Annotated in this window: 12 protein-coding genes; 5 read left to right on the top strand and 7 right to left on the bottom strand. The window is 62.5% G+C overall.

Annotated elements, in window-relative coordinates; all coding sequences use genetic code 11:
- Positions 1-355 precede the first annotated feature (355 nt).
- Positions 356-586, top strand: coding sequence for a hexameric tyrosine-coordinated heme protein (locus RQX22_RS13205; RefSeq protein ID WP_315727010.1), 231 nt, complete (start codon positions 356-358; stop codon positions 584-586).
- A gap of 118 nt (positions 587-704) precedes the next feature.
- Here the strand turns inward: RQX22_RS13205 and RQX22_RS13210 are convergent, their stop codons facing one another.
- From RQX22_RS13210 to RQX22_RS13220, 3 genes are all read right to left on the bottom strand, one after another.
- On the bottom strand, positions 705-2,285 hold the full coding sequence (locus RQX22_RS13210; RefSeq protein ID WP_315727011.1) for a sensor histidine kinase: 1,581 nt from the start codon (positions 2,283-2,285) through the stop codon (positions 705-707).
- A gap of 229 nt (positions 2,286-2,514) precedes the next feature.
- Positions 2,515-2,895: an acyl-CoA thioesterase gene (locus RQX22_RS13215; RefSeq protein ID WP_315727012.1), complete on the bottom strand. Its 381-nt coding sequence runs from the start codon at positions 2,893-2,895 to the stop codon at positions 2,515-2,517.
- 384 nt (positions 2,896-3,279) lie between these two features.
- Positions 3,280-3,708 (bottom strand): hypothetical protein, encoded by a 429-nt coding sequence (locus tag RQX22_RS13220; protein WP_315727013.1) that lies wholly within the window; start codon positions 3,706-3,708, stop codon positions 3,280-3,282.
- 393 nt (positions 3,709-4,101) lie between these two features.
- Between RQX22_RS13220 and RQX22_RS13225 the strand changes: the two genes are divergently transcribed.
- Positions 4,102-4,260, top strand: coding sequence for a hypothetical protein (locus tag RQX22_RS13225; protein WP_315727014.1), 159 nt, complete (start codon positions 4,102-4,104; stop codon positions 4,258-4,260).
- A gap of 971 nt (positions 4,261-5,231) precedes the next feature.
- Here RQX22_RS13225 and RQX22_RS13230 read toward each other — a convergent pair.
- The 4 genes from RQX22_RS13230 to RQX22_RS13245 all read right to left on the bottom strand — a co-directional run bounded on the left by RQX22_RS13230 (position 5,232) and on the right by RQX22_RS13245 (position 10,828).
- Positions 5,232-6,521 carry a tyrosine-type recombinase/integrase gene (locus tag RQX22_RS13230; protein ID WP_315727015.1) on the bottom strand — a complete coding sequence of 430 codons (1,290 nt, stop codon included), beginning with the start codon at positions 6,519-6,521 and terminating at the stop codon, positions 5,232-5,234.
- Between the two features lie 247 nt (positions 6,522-6,768).
- Positions 6,769-7,518, bottom strand: coding sequence for a TetR/AcrR family transcriptional regulator (locus RQX22_RS13235; protein ID WP_315727016.1), 750 nt, complete (start codon positions 7,516-7,518; stop codon positions 6,769-6,771).
- A 4-nt stretch (positions 7,519-7,522) separates the two neighbouring features.
- Positions 7,523-9,694 carry a TonB-dependent receptor gene (locus RQX22_RS13240; RefSeq protein ID WP_315727017.1) on the bottom strand — a complete coding sequence of 724 codons (2,172 nt, stop codon included), beginning with the start codon at positions 9,692-9,694 and terminating at the stop codon, positions 7,523-7,525.
- Positions 9,695-9,895: 201 nt separating this feature from the next.
- The gene (locus RQX22_RS13245) at positions 9,896-10,828 is read right to left on the bottom strand and encodes an alpha/beta hydrolase (RefSeq protein ID WP_315727018.1); all 933 of its coding nucleotides are present in this window, start codon (positions 10,826-10,828) and stop codon (positions 9,896-9,898) included.
- 209 nt (positions 10,829-11,037) lie between these two features.
- On the opposite strand from RQX22_RS13245, the gene RQX22_RS13250 reads away from it, so the two are divergent.
- The 3 genes from RQX22_RS13250 to RQX22_RS13260 all read left to right on the top strand — a co-directional run bounded on the left by RQX22_RS13250 (position 11,038) and on the right by RQX22_RS13260 (position 16,469).
- Positions 11,038-12,417, top strand: a complete 1,380-nt coding sequence (locus RQX22_RS13250) for an MFS transporter (RefSeq protein WP_315727019.1) — start codon at positions 11,038-11,040, stop codon at positions 12,415-12,417.
- Positions 12,418-12,550: 133 nt separating this feature from the next.
- Positions 12,551-14,800, top strand: a complete 2,250-nt coding sequence (locus RQX22_RS13255; RefSeq protein ID WP_315727020.1) for a S9 family peptidase — start codon at positions 12,551-12,553, stop codon at positions 14,798-14,800.
- Positions 14,801-14,849: 49 nt separating this feature from the next.
- On the top strand, positions 14,850-16,469 hold the full coding sequence (locus RQX22_RS13260; RefSeq protein WP_315727021.1) for an alpha/beta hydrolase: 1,620 nt from the start codon (positions 14,850-14,852) through the stop codon (positions 16,467-16,469).
- Positions 16,470-16,552 lie beyond the last annotated feature (83 nt).

Consider the following 16,552-nt stretch of genomic DNA (forward strand, 5'->3'; position numbering starts at 1 on the left):
ATCAGCAGATCCTTGCAAGCAGGAGTGGGTGTGACCTCCGTCTAAGGGAGGCGGAGCCCCTCGCGATGATCCATGTCAAAGCCAGCGCCAGGGCGACGGGCTACAACTCCTCGACCCGGTGCCGCAGGTGCTGGTCTAGGTCTCGCTGGCGGCATGCGTGCTCGCCATGTTCGGGCTCCTGCGGCAGCTGCGGTCGAGCCTCATGCGGCGCAAGTCGCTGATGCGCCACCGCTGGCCAGCCGAGTGCCTGCGTGCTCGGGAGCGGCATTATGTTCGGTGCTGAATGATCGATCGCGATATGCTGGCCAGACACCGCTGGCGGGCATCCGCCTCGGCTCACAACGAAGGAATGGTCATGGCTGAAAGCTGGTTGCCCTCGCTCATTACCGCCACGCCGCAGGAAGGATTTGAGCTTGCGGCCAAGCTGGCGCGGCTGGGCGTCAAATTGACGCAGCCTTCAGCGGAGATCCGCGACAGGCTGCGGTCCGACTATGACGAGGATACCGGCCAGCTGATCGCCGCATCCCAGGTCGTCGCAGTCCATTTTCAGACGGTAGCGGCTGCAAATAATTATTGGCGCGACTGAACCTCCATCGCCGGGTGGGCATCGGGGTGCCGTCATAGCCTTCCGTGAACGATCAGGAGCCAGACCATGACCATGATCGGCATCGCCACGCGGGCCTCCGATCACGCTCTCAGGTTGCTTAGCTGTACAGCTTCGCTGCTGGCAGCGACAATTCCACCTTGAGGCCGCTCCTGCGCCAGTCGAAGCTGATATTGCCGCCGAGCTGACGCTTCACCGTCCGCTGGATCAGCTGACTGCCGAAGCTGAGACGCTCCGGGGCGGCCTCGATAGCCGGCCCGCCGCGTTCAATCCATCTGAGCAAAAGGTGCTCACCCTCCTCCCGCCAGCTGATATCGACATGCCCCTCCGCCGATGAGAGGGCGCCATATTTATGAGCGTTCGTCGCCAGCTCGTGAAACACGAGCGCCAGGCTCGTGATCGCATTCGATCCGATCGTGCATGCGGGGCCGGACAGGCGCAAATGTCCATCTGCGCGCGTCAGATGCGGCGAAATCAAAGTTGTAAGGAAATCCTGAAGGTTGCTCTCTCGCGCCACCGCGTCGGAAGCGATGGCGGGACCGATCATTCCGTGCGCTCGGGACAAGGCCACCACTCGTCCGATCAATGCGTCCGCCATATCCTTGACGTTGGTGGAACTCCGAGCCGTGAGACCGATGATCCCCACCACCACCGAAAACAGATTCTTCACCCGGTGGTTGAGTTCGCGCACCAGCAGCTGCTGCGCCTCGTCGGCCTTAACCCGTTCCGTGATGTCCTGCCACACCGCCACACCGCCGGTGATTCGCCCTTCGTGATCGCGTATCGGAGCTGCGCTGCACAGGATGGGCAGAAAGCTCCCGTCAGCAAGCTTAAGGTTCAGCTGCTCGTTCTCGACCAGCTCGCCCAACTTCGTCGCCCGCGTCAGCGGCAGTTGATCGGCGGGCAGCAGTCTTGCGCCCTCCTGATCGAACAGCTGCCAGGCTTCCGGATGCTCCTCGGCATTGATCGCCGCGGTTTCCTCTTCCTTGCGCCGCATGCGGCTGAGCCCGTGGGCGCTCACGCGCTGGATGGTCATGCCGGGGGCGCTGGCGATCATGACGCCTACCGGGATATGCTCCATCACCGCCTCAAACATGCCCGAACGGTCGTGCAGCGCCCCTCCGGCTCGTTCCTGGTCACTGGCCTGCTGGTTCACCTGGACATAGGCAATGGCGAGCGCGGCGGCATCGGCCACCGCTTGCAGCCGCTGCACCTCCTTCGGCCCCGGGTTGTGCAGCGTCGCCCAGTAGGCGCCGATCGCGGCGATGGGCTTCTCCTGCCGTACCGGTGCCATCGCGAGACTCTTGACGAAGGTCGGGCGATAGGCATCCTGCGGAATGCGCGGATCCAGAGAGATGTCGGGGATGGCAACCGCCTGACCATGCTCCATGCACCAGCCGGAGATGCAGGCACTCATCGGAAACCGTCGGCCCTTCCACAAGGGCCCGATCGCGTTCTCGTCCGCATAGTAGCAGAGATCGCCCTCACGGAGCACGAAGCTCACCCCGTCGGCGCCGAGCAGCGTCCGCGCCGCGTGCGTGACCGCCTCCATCACCTCGGCAAGCGAGCGTGCGTAGCTCAGCTCCCTGACGACGGCGATGAGGGCCTCCGCCTCCAGCATGGCGGAATCGACCAGCGGGTAGGTCTTCCCCTCCCCGTCTCCACCACCCCAAGGGCGCATCTACCCTCCCATCGTGATCGCTCGGACTCAAGCGGCGTCGTAGCTTAGCTTGCATCGCGCCGAGGCTCAATTGCGATGAGGATCCGCCTTCTAGGGTGCGAGGCTTCTTGCCCACGGCAAAGCGCTTGGCGCCGAATTCTCAGACTGCACTGGCCAGCGAAAGCTTGTTCGTCTGGACGATCGCCTTCCCAGGTCAAGCCCATCCGCGTTCACGCAAGTGGATGCATCATTACGGGATGAAGCGGCCGACGACCTCCCGAGACAAGCGGACGGGTCGGCCAGTGCCGGCATCAAGGCAGCACCAACAGCTCTTCACCTCGGCGAGCACATCCTCTCCCCGTCTGATGATCGTGCTGAAGAATGCACGAGCCCCCTTTACCTGCTCCGCGACCACGTCAGCCACGACGATGTCATCGAGGAAGGTGGGGCGCCGGTAGCTGATCTCGTGTCTCAGCGCGACCCACAGATGCGCTGCGACCGATTCGGCAGGAGCGGTCTTCCGCCAGTAGCCGACCACCGCCTCCTGCACCCATCGCAGATAGACCGAATTGTTCACATGGCCCATGTCATCGATGTCGGCGGCTGCGATTCGGATCGGGTGGCAAAACATCGGTTAGAACCAGGGTCCGGTTCGGTTGACGCGGGAGGTTCGCTGCGGGCCCGGAGCCGCGCGAGGCCTGGCCTGAACATACTCGGCCCGCCTTCGGTAGAGCTCCTCGCCACCGCTCTGCGCGATCCACTTCAGTATAAGATCGGTAGGGGCACCATAGGCACGTTCCACTCCTCGCCAGCCCCCGCGCACGAACTCGTCCTCGAACCCGTGGGGAACGGGCGGCACTTGTTCGCGCATGCCGATCACGATTTCATTCCCGTTCGAGCGAGCATGGGAGCAGCGAGAATCGAGGGCAAACCGAAACGAAATCGATCTTGCCTTCGTCCGCAGGACGATGGTTGCGACGCGACAGACACAGTCGCACAGGCGGTTCTCACCGCGTCATCTCGGACCGGAGGAGCACTGAGCGGACACTGGCGCAAGAATGCCATGCTCGCCCAGGAGCCGCCTCGCGCTCACGGCTGCCACCGACAGTGCGTTCAAGAGTCCGATCGGCATGTCTCGAGCTATTGGCAGACCCCGGTCCGAACCAATGCCGAGCATGCCAACCACCGTCTTCTCGTCCTCGGCAAGACTGCAAGCATAGCAGCGCTCCATCCCCAGGGGTCTTCCAAGACAAGCTTCGGTCAGCTCGAATACGCTTCCAACCGCGATGGCGGCCAGGGAAGATGTCCCCAGATTGCCCGCCGTCTCCACGAGTCCAGGCAAGCGGGCCTCTCCGGAGCGGGGCAGCACCGCCCACTTGCGGAGCAGGCTGAGCACGACATAGCTCGTCCAGTCGGTCTCAGCGTCGATAGGCTGCATCAACATCGCATGCCTCCTTTCGCTATCGCTAATCATTATCAAGAACGTTGTAGATGTCAATGCATGCAGTCGTTGGGAATTGCACTAGGAGGACTCGGCACGGAACCCCGCCCATGTCCCGCACGACCATGATCGGCCTGCTCGTCAGAGAAGCCGCGTTAGGCCATCGATCCTTTGAAGTCTCGGTTCGGCGTCGTAAGGTGAGGCAGAGGCTCTCGTGTCCGTAATGTATGATTTCTATGTCGAGCGAGCGGCGGAAGCCCGTGCGGAGGCTGAAGCAACAACCCTGAGCAACGTCCGTGAGCGCCATCTCCGGGCCGAGGCTGCATGGATGGCTATGGCGAGGCGGATTGCCCGGACTGAGTTCCTGCGACGCTCTAACTCCGGTTAACCGCGCCTATGCAGAAGCGGAGATATGAGGTCAGCGGCGTTCACGATCTAGGCGATCTGCACGTGTTCCTTTCCGATGACAGAGAACGTGCACAGGGCGTTTGCGACGTGATGCGGGAGGAGCTGGCCGAGGTCCATCTGCTTGAGCTGTCGGAGGTTTCCGACTAATCGGCTTAACGTGCGGGCTTTCCGCGCACCCGTAGCCGGCATCCACGCGCGATACGCTGAACGATAAGGTGGGTCGGGGTTCGGAGGGGGGTAATGATGGCCATTCAAAGAGCCTGTGAGGCGCTTCAGGCAAGCCGATGCCTTGAGCTTTCCTATGATGGACTGCTCCGATGCGTAGAGGTTCACGCCGTCGGCTATACCGCCGACGAGAAGCCCGTTGCGGTCGTGTGGCAGAAGCCCGGTATGGGGCCCGAGGGGTGGCAGGTCATCCTGCTGGAGCGGGCAAAGCACCTTCGGGTCTCAGGTGAACTCTCCGCAGCGCCGCGGCATGGCTACGAGCGAAGCCGGTATCCGTTTCAACGCGTCGAATGTTCAGTCTAGCCGCTAACCGGCTGATCGGCGGCAACTTACTTGATCCAGGTAAGTTTCGACTCATGCAACGCGCGAGGTCAAAATGCCTTCGGAAACGCCAGTAGAAAGACAGGCCCGGCAGGATAGCGAGGTCGAGCAGAGCAACGCCGAGATGCGCAGGAACATCGACGAAACTCACCGTCTGATGGATGCGTCAGAGAAGATGCTGAAACGCCACCGGGACGAACGGGATCCGACCCCCCACCGGTAAGACTGACCCCTCTGCCGGGCGCCACCGCTTTCATCGGTCATTCTGGTCGAGCCGCTGTCGAATTTGCCCCGAAAGCTGTCTTGCAACGCCTTTGCTGTTAAGTGACGGCCTGCTCTCGCTACCGCCTTCGCAGCATGATGGTAGTGCCAAGTGTCGCGCCGTGCGTCGCGCGATCACTGCCCCTTTGAGCTCACCGGCCAGGCTCTGACGCGAAGCCCGCCAGTCGATCACCCTGCAAATCTGAAGATGGTCGATGGAGCTGACCTTTCCGATGATTGCGCTCCACGTTGAGAACTGCGTTTCCCGCGAAGATTCCGGTAGCCGACATACACACACCGGCGCGGCATCCTTAGGCCGCGAGCAACGGCACCACGGCACGGGCTGCGAGTTCCTCCAAGCCTTCGGTGATCCACCGCGAGTAATGGCGCTCGATCATGACCACGGACGTATCGTGTAGCGCGGCGACCAAGCGGATCGGCAAATTGGCCCTGATGCCGCGGACGATCGAGGTGTGCCGCAGCGCGTAGGGGATCGTCCCCGTCAAGCCGATCGAATCGACCACCCGGTTCCACGACCGCGTCATCTCCGAAGCGGTCTTCCAGGGTGCGCGAGCGACCTTTTCCCAACGAGTTGGACTGACCTGCCGGTAGCGCCACCTCTGCAGAAGGATTTCGCCCTTCTTCCGCCCGACGACCGCCCGCCGGAGCACCTGCGCGACATCCGGACCGATGCAGACCTTGATCAGGGCGGGCGATCTTCCCTTCCCCTTGAAGGAGGTCGGGATGAGAATCCTCGAATGCTCCAGCTGGACATCGGCGACGGTCATTCTCTTCAGCTGCGAGAAGCGGGCACCGGTCGCAGCGAGCAGAATAACGAGCAGTGCGAAATCGCCGTCCTCGTCCTGCTCGGCGGCCGTACGGATGATTTCTCTGACCTGGCTGTCCTCCAGGATCTGGTTCTCGCGAGCGACGGACTCGCCGTGCTCCCAATAACACTCCTCCGACTTCAGCCCGACCTTCACCGTAATTGGGAAATCAGACGGCAGCGCTCTCCTGTAGTTCTGATAGCAGTGGTTGAGCGCCGCCTTGAGGTCGTTGGCGAGCCGTTGCCGCGTCAGCACCTTCAGGCCCTTCAACCTGCCTTGCCAGGCCCTGAGGTCGCTTTCCGTCAGGTCGAGCAGTTTCACTCTAGCCAGTTGCTCATCGACCACGACATATCTGGTCAGGCGCGACCGGCCGTCCGAGCGCAGCGGCCGGCCTGCTCTCGCGCTGTCGCGGGCGTCGCGCATCGCGGCATATTCTTCAACTGCGGTCTCGACCGTCAACTCGGCGGCTTCCATGAAGCCGGGCTTCTCCACCTGCTCGAACCAGGCGAGCGCTTGGTCGAGCGCATGCCTCCAGTTCAGTATCTCCGCTCCATCGGCGTCGACGAGATCGTCTGCCGTCCCCAACGATTTGGTTACGTACTCCCCGCCGTCGGGCGGTCGGCACCTCGCGATCCAGGATCCTCCACGGCGGCCGCGATAGTAGCCGAGATGCCGGCCTTCGGAGATGGAGCGCCAGTAAGGATGATGTTTCGCCGTCAGCCGCGCCCGGGCAGACCGCTCCTGGAGACGCACCTCGCTGACCGTCTTCGGCATCGACAGCTCCAAAAAACATCCCCAATACGTCCCCAATATACGGCCTTGGACGTGGCTGGATGATTACAGAAGCTTACCAACTAAGTTCAAGAAAATCAAGCGCTTGAGAGAGTCCACACGTGTCCACCATAACCAAATGGGTTCGGCTCTCACGGCGAAAACACGGGTTCGAGTCCCGTAGGGGTCACCAGCAAAATCGGGACTGATCGGTCATCTGGCCGCCGCAACGTCGACAAGGAAAGAAGCGCTAGCTTTCCTTGGCTGCGCGACGCCTGACGGGTTTGGCGTTGCTCATGAGGAGGTCGTGGACCTGCTTCAGGACCTGGTTGAAGCCCTGGCTTGGCTCGCCGCCGATCAGGACCTGGTGGTAGATGGGAAAAAGCTCCTCCATTTCGGCGAAGCTTTCCTCGACGACATAGGAATAAGCGCCGAGGTAGTTGAAATAGAGGATCCTGGCCCTGACCAGGCTTTCCTTGTCCGAATAGCCGAGGCGAAGGAACAGTTCGCGCAGGAGATCCTGCCAGAGCCGATCGATCCGCACCACGGCCTTGCCGACCGTCTTCGACTTGCGGGCCCATAACCGCATGGCGAGGCTCTGGGTGGCCCAATTGACCTCCCAGTCCAGCCAGCCGGGATTTTCACGGATGACCGCCCGGCTGATCTGCGCCAGATCAGGCGCTTCTTCCTCCCACCGGTCGCGGGTCTGCGCGATCACCACCTGGTTGCGCACTTCCCAATCCTGAAGCAGGGCCTGCAGGAGATCGGCGTGCGACTTGAAATGCCAATAGAAACTGCCGCGCGACGCCTTGAGCTTCTTGGCCAGGCGATCGACCTTCACGTCGTCGATCCCCGATTTGACCAAGGCCTTGCGTGCCGCGTTCAACCAGTCCTCGCGGGTCAAACGCCGCGCTCTGACACTCTCTGGTGGGTCGTCCCGCATGGCAAGTTCCATGGGGACGACCGCGTCTTTTGTCCAGTCCGCGGAGATATCGGTCATCGGATCAGAAGCGCACCCGCCCCTGAATACCGATCACGCGCGGCTGCTGCAGCACATCCTCGCCAATGACGCCGAACGGGCCGATAATGTTGGGCGCCTGTTCGTTGAACACATTCTTGGCGAAGGCGGAAATTTCGAACCGGTCGAACTCCACGCCTGCCTGCAGGTTGACCAGGTCACGCGCGGGCCGGTCGATGATCTGGTTGCCGAAGTTGCGCAGGATGATCGAGGACTTGCCGGCATGCTGGTAATCGGCGCGGAAGAACAGGTTGGTCTGGTCCGCGATCGGCATCCGATATTCGGCCGAGAGGGCATAGGCCTCGCGGACCGCGAAATCGACCGGATCGCCGATTTCCTTGTCAGGCGTGAACCCACCGCTCGCGACTTCCGTGAAGCGCAGATTGTTCCAGCCATAGGCCCCGCTCAACGTCAGGCCGGTGACGGGCCGGACACTTGCCGAAAGATCGATGCCCCAGCCTTTGACCTTGCCGCTGTTGATCGTGACGATGAGCGGGCTGCCGGGCGCAAAGACCGAGCTTTGAATGTCGCTCCAGATCGTCCGGTAGACGGCAGCATCGAGAAAAAGCTTGCCGCCGAACAGGGTGTGCTTGGTGCCGGCTTCATAGGTCCACACGGAATCCGGCGCATAAGCGAGCGGGATGTCGGTGGTGCCGCCGCCAGCCGAAGTCAGATTGAATCCGCCGCTGCGAAAACCCTTGGCGACATTGAGATAGGCCATGGAATTGCGGTTGAATTCGTAGGAGATGTTGAAACGCGGATTGAGCGTGTCGAACGTGTCCTGCCCATCGTCGAAAGTCTCGAAGCCGAACTGTGCGCTCCGGCTGGTGAAACGCACCTTGTCTTCATAGTAACGCACGCCGGCGAGAAGAGTGAGGCCCGGAAGCGGTTCCACCGACACTTCGCCGAATAGCGAGTAGGATTTGGACTTCCTGACTTGCTCCGCATCGAGGATGTCGAAGGGCAAAGTGCCCGGCGACGTGAAGGTCGTCGCCCTCAGGGCGAAGCGGCTGTCGCGATAGCTGGCGCCGGCGAGCCAGTTGAAAATGCCCCTATTTGTCGAGGCAAGCCGCGCCTCGGCGGTGTAGACCCGTGAGTTCGAGGGCCCGGGATAACCGATCTCGGTGATGAAACCCTCCGGCAACCCCAGAATCGCGTTGACCGTGGCCAGATAGAAAGGGGTCAGATCGAAGGTCCCGACGGCGTTACGATCGAGATAGCCGCCAATGGCCGTCAATTCCGCGCCGCCAAGATCGTAGCGAACGATGCCCTGGATGAGATCGGTATTCTCTCTGTTCAGCGTCGGCACGGTCGTGGCGGTGACATTGTCCACGCCGAAATTGAGATTGTCCTGCTTCGATTCCTGATGGAGACCGATCAGGTCGATCGTCAGGTCGTCGGTCGGCTTCGCGCGCAGGATGGCGCGCAAGGTCCAGATGCGCGCATTGTTGATATCTTCCTCGCCGGTCGGCGCCCGATCGACCCAACCGGCGATCTTTTCGTAGCCGCCGGCGATGCGGAGACCCAGCCGATCCGTGCTGATCGGAATATTGGCGACGCCGTCGACCCGATAGCCCATCCGACCGCCCGACGTATCGCTGATTTCGCCCGAGGCGGAGCCGCTGAATTCGTCGAGGTCGGGCTTGGCGGTGATGTAACGGATGGTCCCGCCCATCGAGCCTTCGCCGTAGAGGGTTGCCTGCGGCCCGCGCAATACTTCGACCCGTTCCAGGTCGAGCATGCGGATATCGATCGTAGACCCCTGCGCTTCCGTCGTGATCGGCATTTCGTCGTAATAAGTGCCGACCGTCGGCTTGCCGATGGAAGTCGCGATACCGCGCATCTGCGCGAATTCCTGCCCGGGGCCATATTCGACCATGGACAGGCCCGGCACCGCATATTGCATGTCGGAAAGATCGGTCACGTTGCGCGACTCGATTTCCTGGCCGCTGAATGCGGAGACGGCGAGCGGGACGTCCTGCAGCCGCTGTTCGCGGCGCTGTGCGGTGACCACGATTTCGCCAGTCTGAACCGCGACGGGATCGGAGGTCGCGGCGGTGTCGGCTTGCTGTTCCGGCGGAACGGCCTGGTCCTGGGCCATGGCGATGGACGGCACGCTGAGGGCGCCGGCGAGCAATGCGATCTTGGTAAGTTTCATAAAGCTTCCCCTTCTTGCGCGGCTTATGCCGTCATCCAACAAGCCATATGACTTCTGTACAGATATGTATGGTTTGTCAATGGCTCTTCGCCAAGCCGGACAGAGGTATCACCCTGGCTTTCGGAAGGAACTGGAGCTCGTCAGGGGCACTTGAAGACGATACTGTTTTGAATGGTTGCAGAGAGAGCCGAGCCGCCAGTATCATCTTTCCGACGCGGCCAAAGCGGCCTGCCAATCCGGCCTCGAACCGGCCGGCGGCAGCAGGAAACGCAGCGCCCGGCCGATCGCCGCACCGGTGACCGATCCGTGCGATTCGCCCGCGAACTGGACGAATTCGGTATCGATGCCACGGCGGGCGAGCACGGATCGCATGTGGAGAGCATTGCTGATGATTCGATAATCGGCGAACATCGAGCCGGGATCCTCCTCGCGATCGCCGGCCGAGAGGAATATGCGGAGGCCCGGCGGAAGCGCGTCTTCGGGCAAATCCTCGATCAGCCGGACCATCGCGCCAACCCCAGACGATTGGCTTACCTTGCCGCCGACCAGCGGTTGCGGATCGACCAGCATCGGGCTCATCATCGCATAGCCTTGGAAGAAAGCCGGATCCTTGGCCAAGGCATAAGCGGCGAAATGTCCGCCCGCCGAGGTGCCAAGAAGAACCCGCCGTGCCGGATCGATGCCCGGAACATGCCGTTCGACCATCGGGACGATATGGTCGCGCAAGGCATCGAGGAACGCGTCGGCCCCGCCAAATTCGAAACTTCCATAAGCCCCCGCGTCGAAGCTCCGCCGCGGCCCGCGATAGAAATCGAGGAAGCGGCGCTGGGAGACGAAGCGGAGGTCGCCAGTCTCCTCCGCATAGCCGATGCCGACGATGACCGCCGGCGCCACCTCTCCCCCGAAGCTTCCGACCCGCGCGGAATTCGCGACCGTGCCGAACAGATAGTCCGCGTCGGTCGCGTAGAGGACGGCATCGAGAGCGTCAGACTGCCCGCCGACCGCCGGCTGGGCCGCCTGGGCGATCGATACACGCAGGGCGACGCCGAGGCCGGGAGGCTCGATGATGAAAGCCCGGATTCCCGGCATCGCCTCGCTCGTTTCGACCCAATCGGCGGACGCATTCTGATTCATGATTTCCTGTCCTCATTTACAGGCGTTGGCGATGGCGCCGGCGTCGTTCCGAGCGCGCGGTAGACCAGCTCCTGCGGCGGCTCGATGACGACGAGTCCGATCAGAGGCTCGGGCATAACCGGCCCTCTTGTCGTGACTGCTTTCAATTCTAGACAGATGTGTTTGGTTCGTCAATAAGTCGCTTCGGTCCCTGCAGCGAGAATGAAGTGGTGAACATTGCTGGAGAGAACAGCCCGGTGGAGGCTGGTCACGACGATAGTGTCTGGATTGCAGTGCGTCCCTGGTATGCTCTTGGAGTCCTGATCGTCGCGATCATCTTCGGTTTCATCGACCGTCAGATCATCGTCCTGGTGGTCGAGCCGATGAAGCAGGAATTGGGGCTGACCGACTTCCAGATCGGCTCCCTCCAAGGACTGGTGCCGGCTTTGTTCGCAGTGGTCGCCGGCTTCCCCCTCGCCTGGCTCGCGGACCGCGTCGACCGCCGCTGGCTGCTGATCGCCTGCATCCTCTTCTGGTCGGCGGCGACCGCACTTCGCGGCCTGGCGGGCGGATTCAACGAGCTATTGGTCTATACGGTCGGCATCGCCGTCGGCGAAGCGGTGCTGACACCGATCATCTATTCGCTGATCCCCGACCTCTTTTCCGGACGGCGCCGAGACTTCGCGAATTTCATCTTCTTCGCGATGACGGTGGCCGGCGTCGGCCTGGGCATGATGCTGGGCGGGGCGGTGATCGGTACGATCGATTCGCTGAGACCGCTGCTGCCTGACGGAGTCGCCGCGCTGTCGGGCTGGCGCCTTGCCTGCCTCGCTGTCGCCGTGCCGGGAATAATCGTGGCGTTGCTGGTGCTGCCCGTCCCATCCGGCCGAACCTCACTCCGCCGCGCGGCGGCTGGCGGCGAAGCTGCCAGCATGAGCGGCATGGGGGCCTATCTCAGGCGCCACGCCCGCCCGTTCCTGACGGTCAATACGGCCTTCGGCCTCTACGCCTTCAGCTTTGCGACGCTCATGCTCTGGCTGCCGGTCGCGATGATGCGAGACATGAATATACCCGCATCGGAAGTCGGCGTCCGATTGGGCACTACCATCACGATAGCCGCCGCCGCCGGAATCGGGTTTGCCATGCTGACCGCGTCGTGGTGGCGGAGGATCGCCCCGGGGCGGCATCTGCTTCGTGCCCTGTCCAGTTGCATGGCGCTGGCACCGTTGCCGCTCGTCGGCCTGCTATGGGCGACGACTCCGCTTCAGGCCTATGTTCTGGCGGGCGCGAGCTTCACCTTCGCATTGTGCGGGACCGCTTTCTCGCCGAGCCTCCTGCAGGACATGTCCCCGCCGTTGCTCCGGGCGCGGGTCGCCGCCGTGATGATGATCACCTATGCCGCCGCGGCCGGCCTGGGACCGATGGTGACGGGCCGGCTGTCCGACGCACTGGCGCCGGACGGCGGCTCGCTGATGACCATCGTCGTCTGTCTCGCCGCTCCATGCCTTGCCTTGACCAGCCTGTTCTATCGGCTCGCGGAATCGCCGGTCGCGCGCATGACGCGGGAATTCGGAACTTCCGCCGACGGAATGCCCGAGCAAAACCACTGAGGTTCGAGCCAATCAAAAAATGGACACTAGTGTCTTGTTCATTCCTTCCGCGAGGCGTGAGGGGATCGTCGTCCATTGACAGCAATGCAAACACAACCATACAGTTATGACTAGAAGTAAGGAGAAGGATATCATGGACTCGCTCCAAGAGGCAGAAACGTTCGATAAACTGCTCGACATTGCGAGTCTGGTGAAGGGCGGCCGAGTCGCTGCCAATTGGCTTCCGGATGGCCGCTTCTGGTATATCGAGGGCGCGCCGACCGACACCCGGGTCAAGATTTTCGATCCGACGACGAAAAGCCTGTCCGATCTGTTTGACACGAAGCAGGTGCGGGAGGCCTTTCGCAATACGATCGGCCGTGACGCCCCTTATGCCGGTCTTCCTTTCAACACTTGCCAGATCGGCCCGGACGGGTCGGCGACATTCTCGGTCGACGGCGACGAGTATCGGTTGAAGGACGGCAGGCTCGCCAAGCTGCCAAAGCCGAGCATGATGGAGACGCATTTCGGCGTCGACGCGAAAAGCCGCGCGACGCCGAAGATGATGCAGCGTCCGGGCATCTTCTCCGACGGTACGCCCGTGCCGGAGGCATTGTCGCCCGACGGCGCCCGTTTCGCCTCGCTGAAGGATGGCGACATCCATATCCGCTCGGTCTGCGACGGACGTTATGACCGGCTGACCGACGACGCCGAGCCGGACAATGGCTGGGACGTCGAATCGCTGCGGATGGGGATCAGCTCGAGCGGCTCGATCATGTATCTGAGCGTCAATCCCTGGTCGCCCGACGGCGGCAGGCTTTATGCGACGCGATGGGACGCACGACGCGTCGGCAGCTTCAGCCGCATCCGCTATCTCAGGCATTTCGACGAGGTCGAGACGATCAGGATGACGCGCGTCGGCGATGCCATGGCAGTCGTCCAGCCCTATATCTTCGACATCTATAGCGGGGCCCGGGTGCGGATCGAACTGGATCCCACCGACAAGTTCATTCTGCTGCTGGGCTGGAGCGCGAACGGCGACAGCGTGTATCTGTTCGAAGCCTCCCGCGACATGCGCGATCTTCGCGTGCTGGAAGCGAATGCCGCGACGGGCGAAGTTCGATGCCTCTTCTCCGAAAGCGGCGAGACGTTCATTCGCATCCAGCACGAAGTGCTTGGCGGCCGCTCCGGCTGCACGATCCTGCCTAACGGCCAGGGCTTCCTTTGGGAATCGGAGCGCACCGGCTGGAAGCATCTCTACCATTACAATCTGGACGGAAAGCTCGTCCGGCAGCTCACCGAAGGCGACTGGCCGGTTGGCGACGTCCTCACCGTCGATCCGGCCGGCGGCATCGTCTATTTCTCGGCCGGGATCGACCAGCAACGGCCCTATGACATTCATCTCTGCCGCGTGACGCTGGCGGGCGGGAAGGTAGAGCGGCTGACCGAGGAAGCCGGGATCCATGACATCCAGTTCGCGCCGGATTTTTCCTGCTTCGTCGACACGGTGCAGCGGCCGGACCTGCCGCCGCGCAGCAGCGTGCGTGGCATGGACGGCGCGCTCTGGCACGCATTCCCGCCGGCGGATATCAGCGCACTGGACGCGTTGGGCTGGTCGCCCCCCGAGCAAGTGGTGATGAAAGCGGCGGACGGCGAGACCGATCTGTGGGGCGTGCTCCACAAGCCGATCGATTTCGATCCGTCGCGCAAATATCCGGTCATCGAGTATATTTATGGCGGCCCTCAGGCGGCGATGGTCGAGCATAAGTTCCTGCCCTTGGCCATGTCGAAAATGTCCGGTCTCAACCACGCCCTGCCGGCACTCGGCTATCTGGTCTTTGTCGTCGACGCGCGCGGTACGCCGCGGCGATCCAAGGCCTTCCAGGATGCGGTGTTCGGCGACTGGCGGCACAAGGTCACCGCCGATCACGCCGCCGCTTTGCGCCATCTTGCCGCCCAACGGTCCTATGTCGATCTCGATCGCGTCGGCATGTGGGGGCATAGCTGGGGCGGCTATTTCACCACCGCCAACATGCTCGACAATCCGGACCTCTACCGTGCCGGTGTCGCCTCGGCGCCCGGCTACGACCCATTCGGCCTGTTCCTCTACGAGCCCTATATCGGCGGGCTGCCGTCGGCGAAGACCAGGGCCGCCTATGAAGCAGCCAACCTCTTCAAGGACGCGCATGGTCTGCAGGGCGCACTGATGATCGTCGCCGGCATGAACGACCTGGCCGTATTCCATGACGCGGTGAAAATGACCAACACGCTCATCGAAGCCGGCAAGATCCACGAATTCGTGCCGCTGCCCAACCAGCATCATGGCTATGGCGCGGCCCATGAGGATTATTTCGTCCGCAAGCTCGTCGGCCATTTCGACGAGCATCTGATGGCAGCGGAATGACGCGCGCGAGGCCGTCATGCGTCTCAAGAGAAAATAACGGGAGAAGCAGGTGAGCGACAGGATCGAACTCCCGGAACCGTCGGGCCCGTTCAGCATCGGCGTGATCGATTTCGAACTGAAGGACGCAAGTCGTGAGGAGGAATACGCGCCCGGTACCAATCGCCGCATCCCGGTCCGGGCCTGGTATCCCGCCGCCGCCACGAGCGGGCCGACGCGGCCCAATGCCAAGCCGATGGAGCTGGAACATCAGGTCATTCCGTTCCTGAAGATGATCCCGACCGAGACCGACATCACTGCCCTGTTCGACGTGCCGACCCATGGTCATGAGGACGCGCCACCCCTATCCGGCCCGAAACGGCCGGTGTTGATCTTCTCCCATGGGGGATTCGCCTCGCCGCATGCGAATACGTCGCTGATGGAGCATCTCGCCAGCCACGGCTATGTGCTCTTCTCAATCGGCCACCCCTATGTCGACAGCGCCACCCTCCACGAAAATGGCGACATCATCACATCCGACCCGTCACTGTTCGCGGATCTGATGGCGAAAGCCGCCGACCCTGCCTATCTGGCCGCCTTCGTCGCGCCGGACCCCGTCGAGCGCCTGGAAGCCACGCTCGTCAATTGCGCCGAAACCAAGCTGGCGGCTCAATTCCTGGTTTGGGAGGACGACTTCATCCATGTCGTCGATCGCCTGTCCAAAGGCGACCTGCCGGCGAAGGCCATGCCTTTGCTCGACATCATCGACATCGACCGCATCGGCACCTTCGGCATGTCGTTCGGCTGCAGCGGCGCCGCGGCGGCGCAACGCGATGAACGGATCAAGGCCGCCATCAATCTCGACGGCGGCCTGTTCGACCCGGACATGATCGACCGCGACTCCCGCGTCCCGATGCTGATCATGCATAACGACCTTGCGACGCTGCCAGGGGGCAAGCCGCATTCGGAGTTCAGCTATGAGAAGCTCGAAACCGCCGGCACACGCCCCGACATTATCCGCGTCGAGGTGAAGGGCGCCACCCACCTCGCCTTCACCGATCTGTGCCTGACCCCACCGGAGCTGCGCACCGACCCGGTGCTCGCTGCGGCCTTCGGCTCGATCGAGGGCCGGCGCATGGCCGGCATCGTGCACGACTTCTGCAAATGCTTCTTCGATCATGTTCTCGGCAATGAGGGATCCGGCCTGAATCCGGCCTTCCGCGCCAATTATCCCGAGGTCGTGGATATCGACCTCACCCATGTGCGCGAATGGGCTGCGACAAGCCCGCAACCAGGTTTCATGTCCCACCGCCATGTCCAGATCATGAATCGATTGCTGGCCGACGATACCGATTCGAAAGCGGCGGCCGCCAAGCTGCCCCGCGTCCACGTCCTCGCCTACCAATTGGCGAATGGCCCCAAGGGCGAGACCGTGTGGTGGCAGATGCGGTTCGATCCGGAGGAGGGCCTGTCCTTCACCCTGACCGAACCTGACGGTCCGGCCGACCTGACCATGGTCGGGGACTGGCGCGAGGCGATGCAAGACTTCATCGCAATCCGAGACCGCAAAATAGACGCGGCCGCGCTGCGGCTGAAATCCGTCGGGGACGAGACCTTCATGACCAGGACGGCCGAAGCGTTCGCGGCGGGGATGAAGGCAGCCACCATCCCCGCGACAATTCCCGAGGCGTGAGCGCAGTGACTCCGCGACGATGACCTAAAATTATTGTCCGATCGCGGAAGCGGCCCAACCCGGAACTGCCCCAAGAGTCAAAG

The organism is Sphingosinicella rhizophila, assembly GCF_032378825.1.
Classification (GTDB): Bacteria; Pseudomonadota; Alphaproteobacteria; order Sphingomonadales; family Sphingomonadaceae; genus Allosphingosinicella; species Allosphingosinicella rhizophila.

Bases quoted from the DNA above. Each gene is read 5' to 3' on its own strand.
- RQX22_RS13205 (WP_315727010.1), top strand. From the start codon at position 356: ATGGCTGAAAGCTGGTTGCCCTCGCTCATTACCGCCACGCCGCAGGAA.
- RQX22_RS13210 (WP_315727011.1), bottom strand. From the start codon at position 2,285: ATGCGCCCTTGGGGTGGTGGAGACGGGGAGGGGAAGACCTACCCGCTG.
- RQX22_RS13215 (WP_315727012.1), bottom strand. From the start codon at position 2,895: ATGTTTTGCCACCCGATCCGAATCGCAGCCGCCGACATCGATGACATG.
- RQX22_RS13220 (WP_315727013.1), bottom strand. From the start codon at position 3,708: ATGTTGATGCAGCCTATCGACGCTGAGACCGACTGGACGAGCTATGTC.
- RQX22_RS13225 (WP_315727014.1), top strand. From the start codon at position 4,102: ATGCAGAAGCGGAGATATGAGGTCAGCGGCGTTCACGATCTAGGCGAT.
- RQX22_RS13230 (WP_315727015.1), bottom strand. From the start codon at position 6,521: ATGCCGAAGACGGTCAGCGAGGTGCGTCTCCAGGAGCGGTCTGCCCGG.
- RQX22_RS13235 (WP_315727016.1), bottom strand. From the start codon at position 7,518: ATGACCGATATCTCCGCGGACTGGACAAAAGACGCGGTCGTCCCCATG.
- RQX22_RS13240 (WP_315727017.1), bottom strand. From the start codon at position 9,694: ATGAAACTTACCAAGATCGCATTGCTCGCCGGCGCCCTCAGCGTGCCG.
- RQX22_RS13245 (WP_315727018.1), bottom strand. From the start codon at position 10,828: ATGAATCAGAATGCGTCCGCCGATTGGGTCGAAACGAGCGAGGCGATG.
- RQX22_RS13255 (WP_315727020.1), top strand. From the start codon at position 12,551: ATGGACTCGCTCCAAGAGGCAGAAACGTTCGATAAACTGCTCGACATT.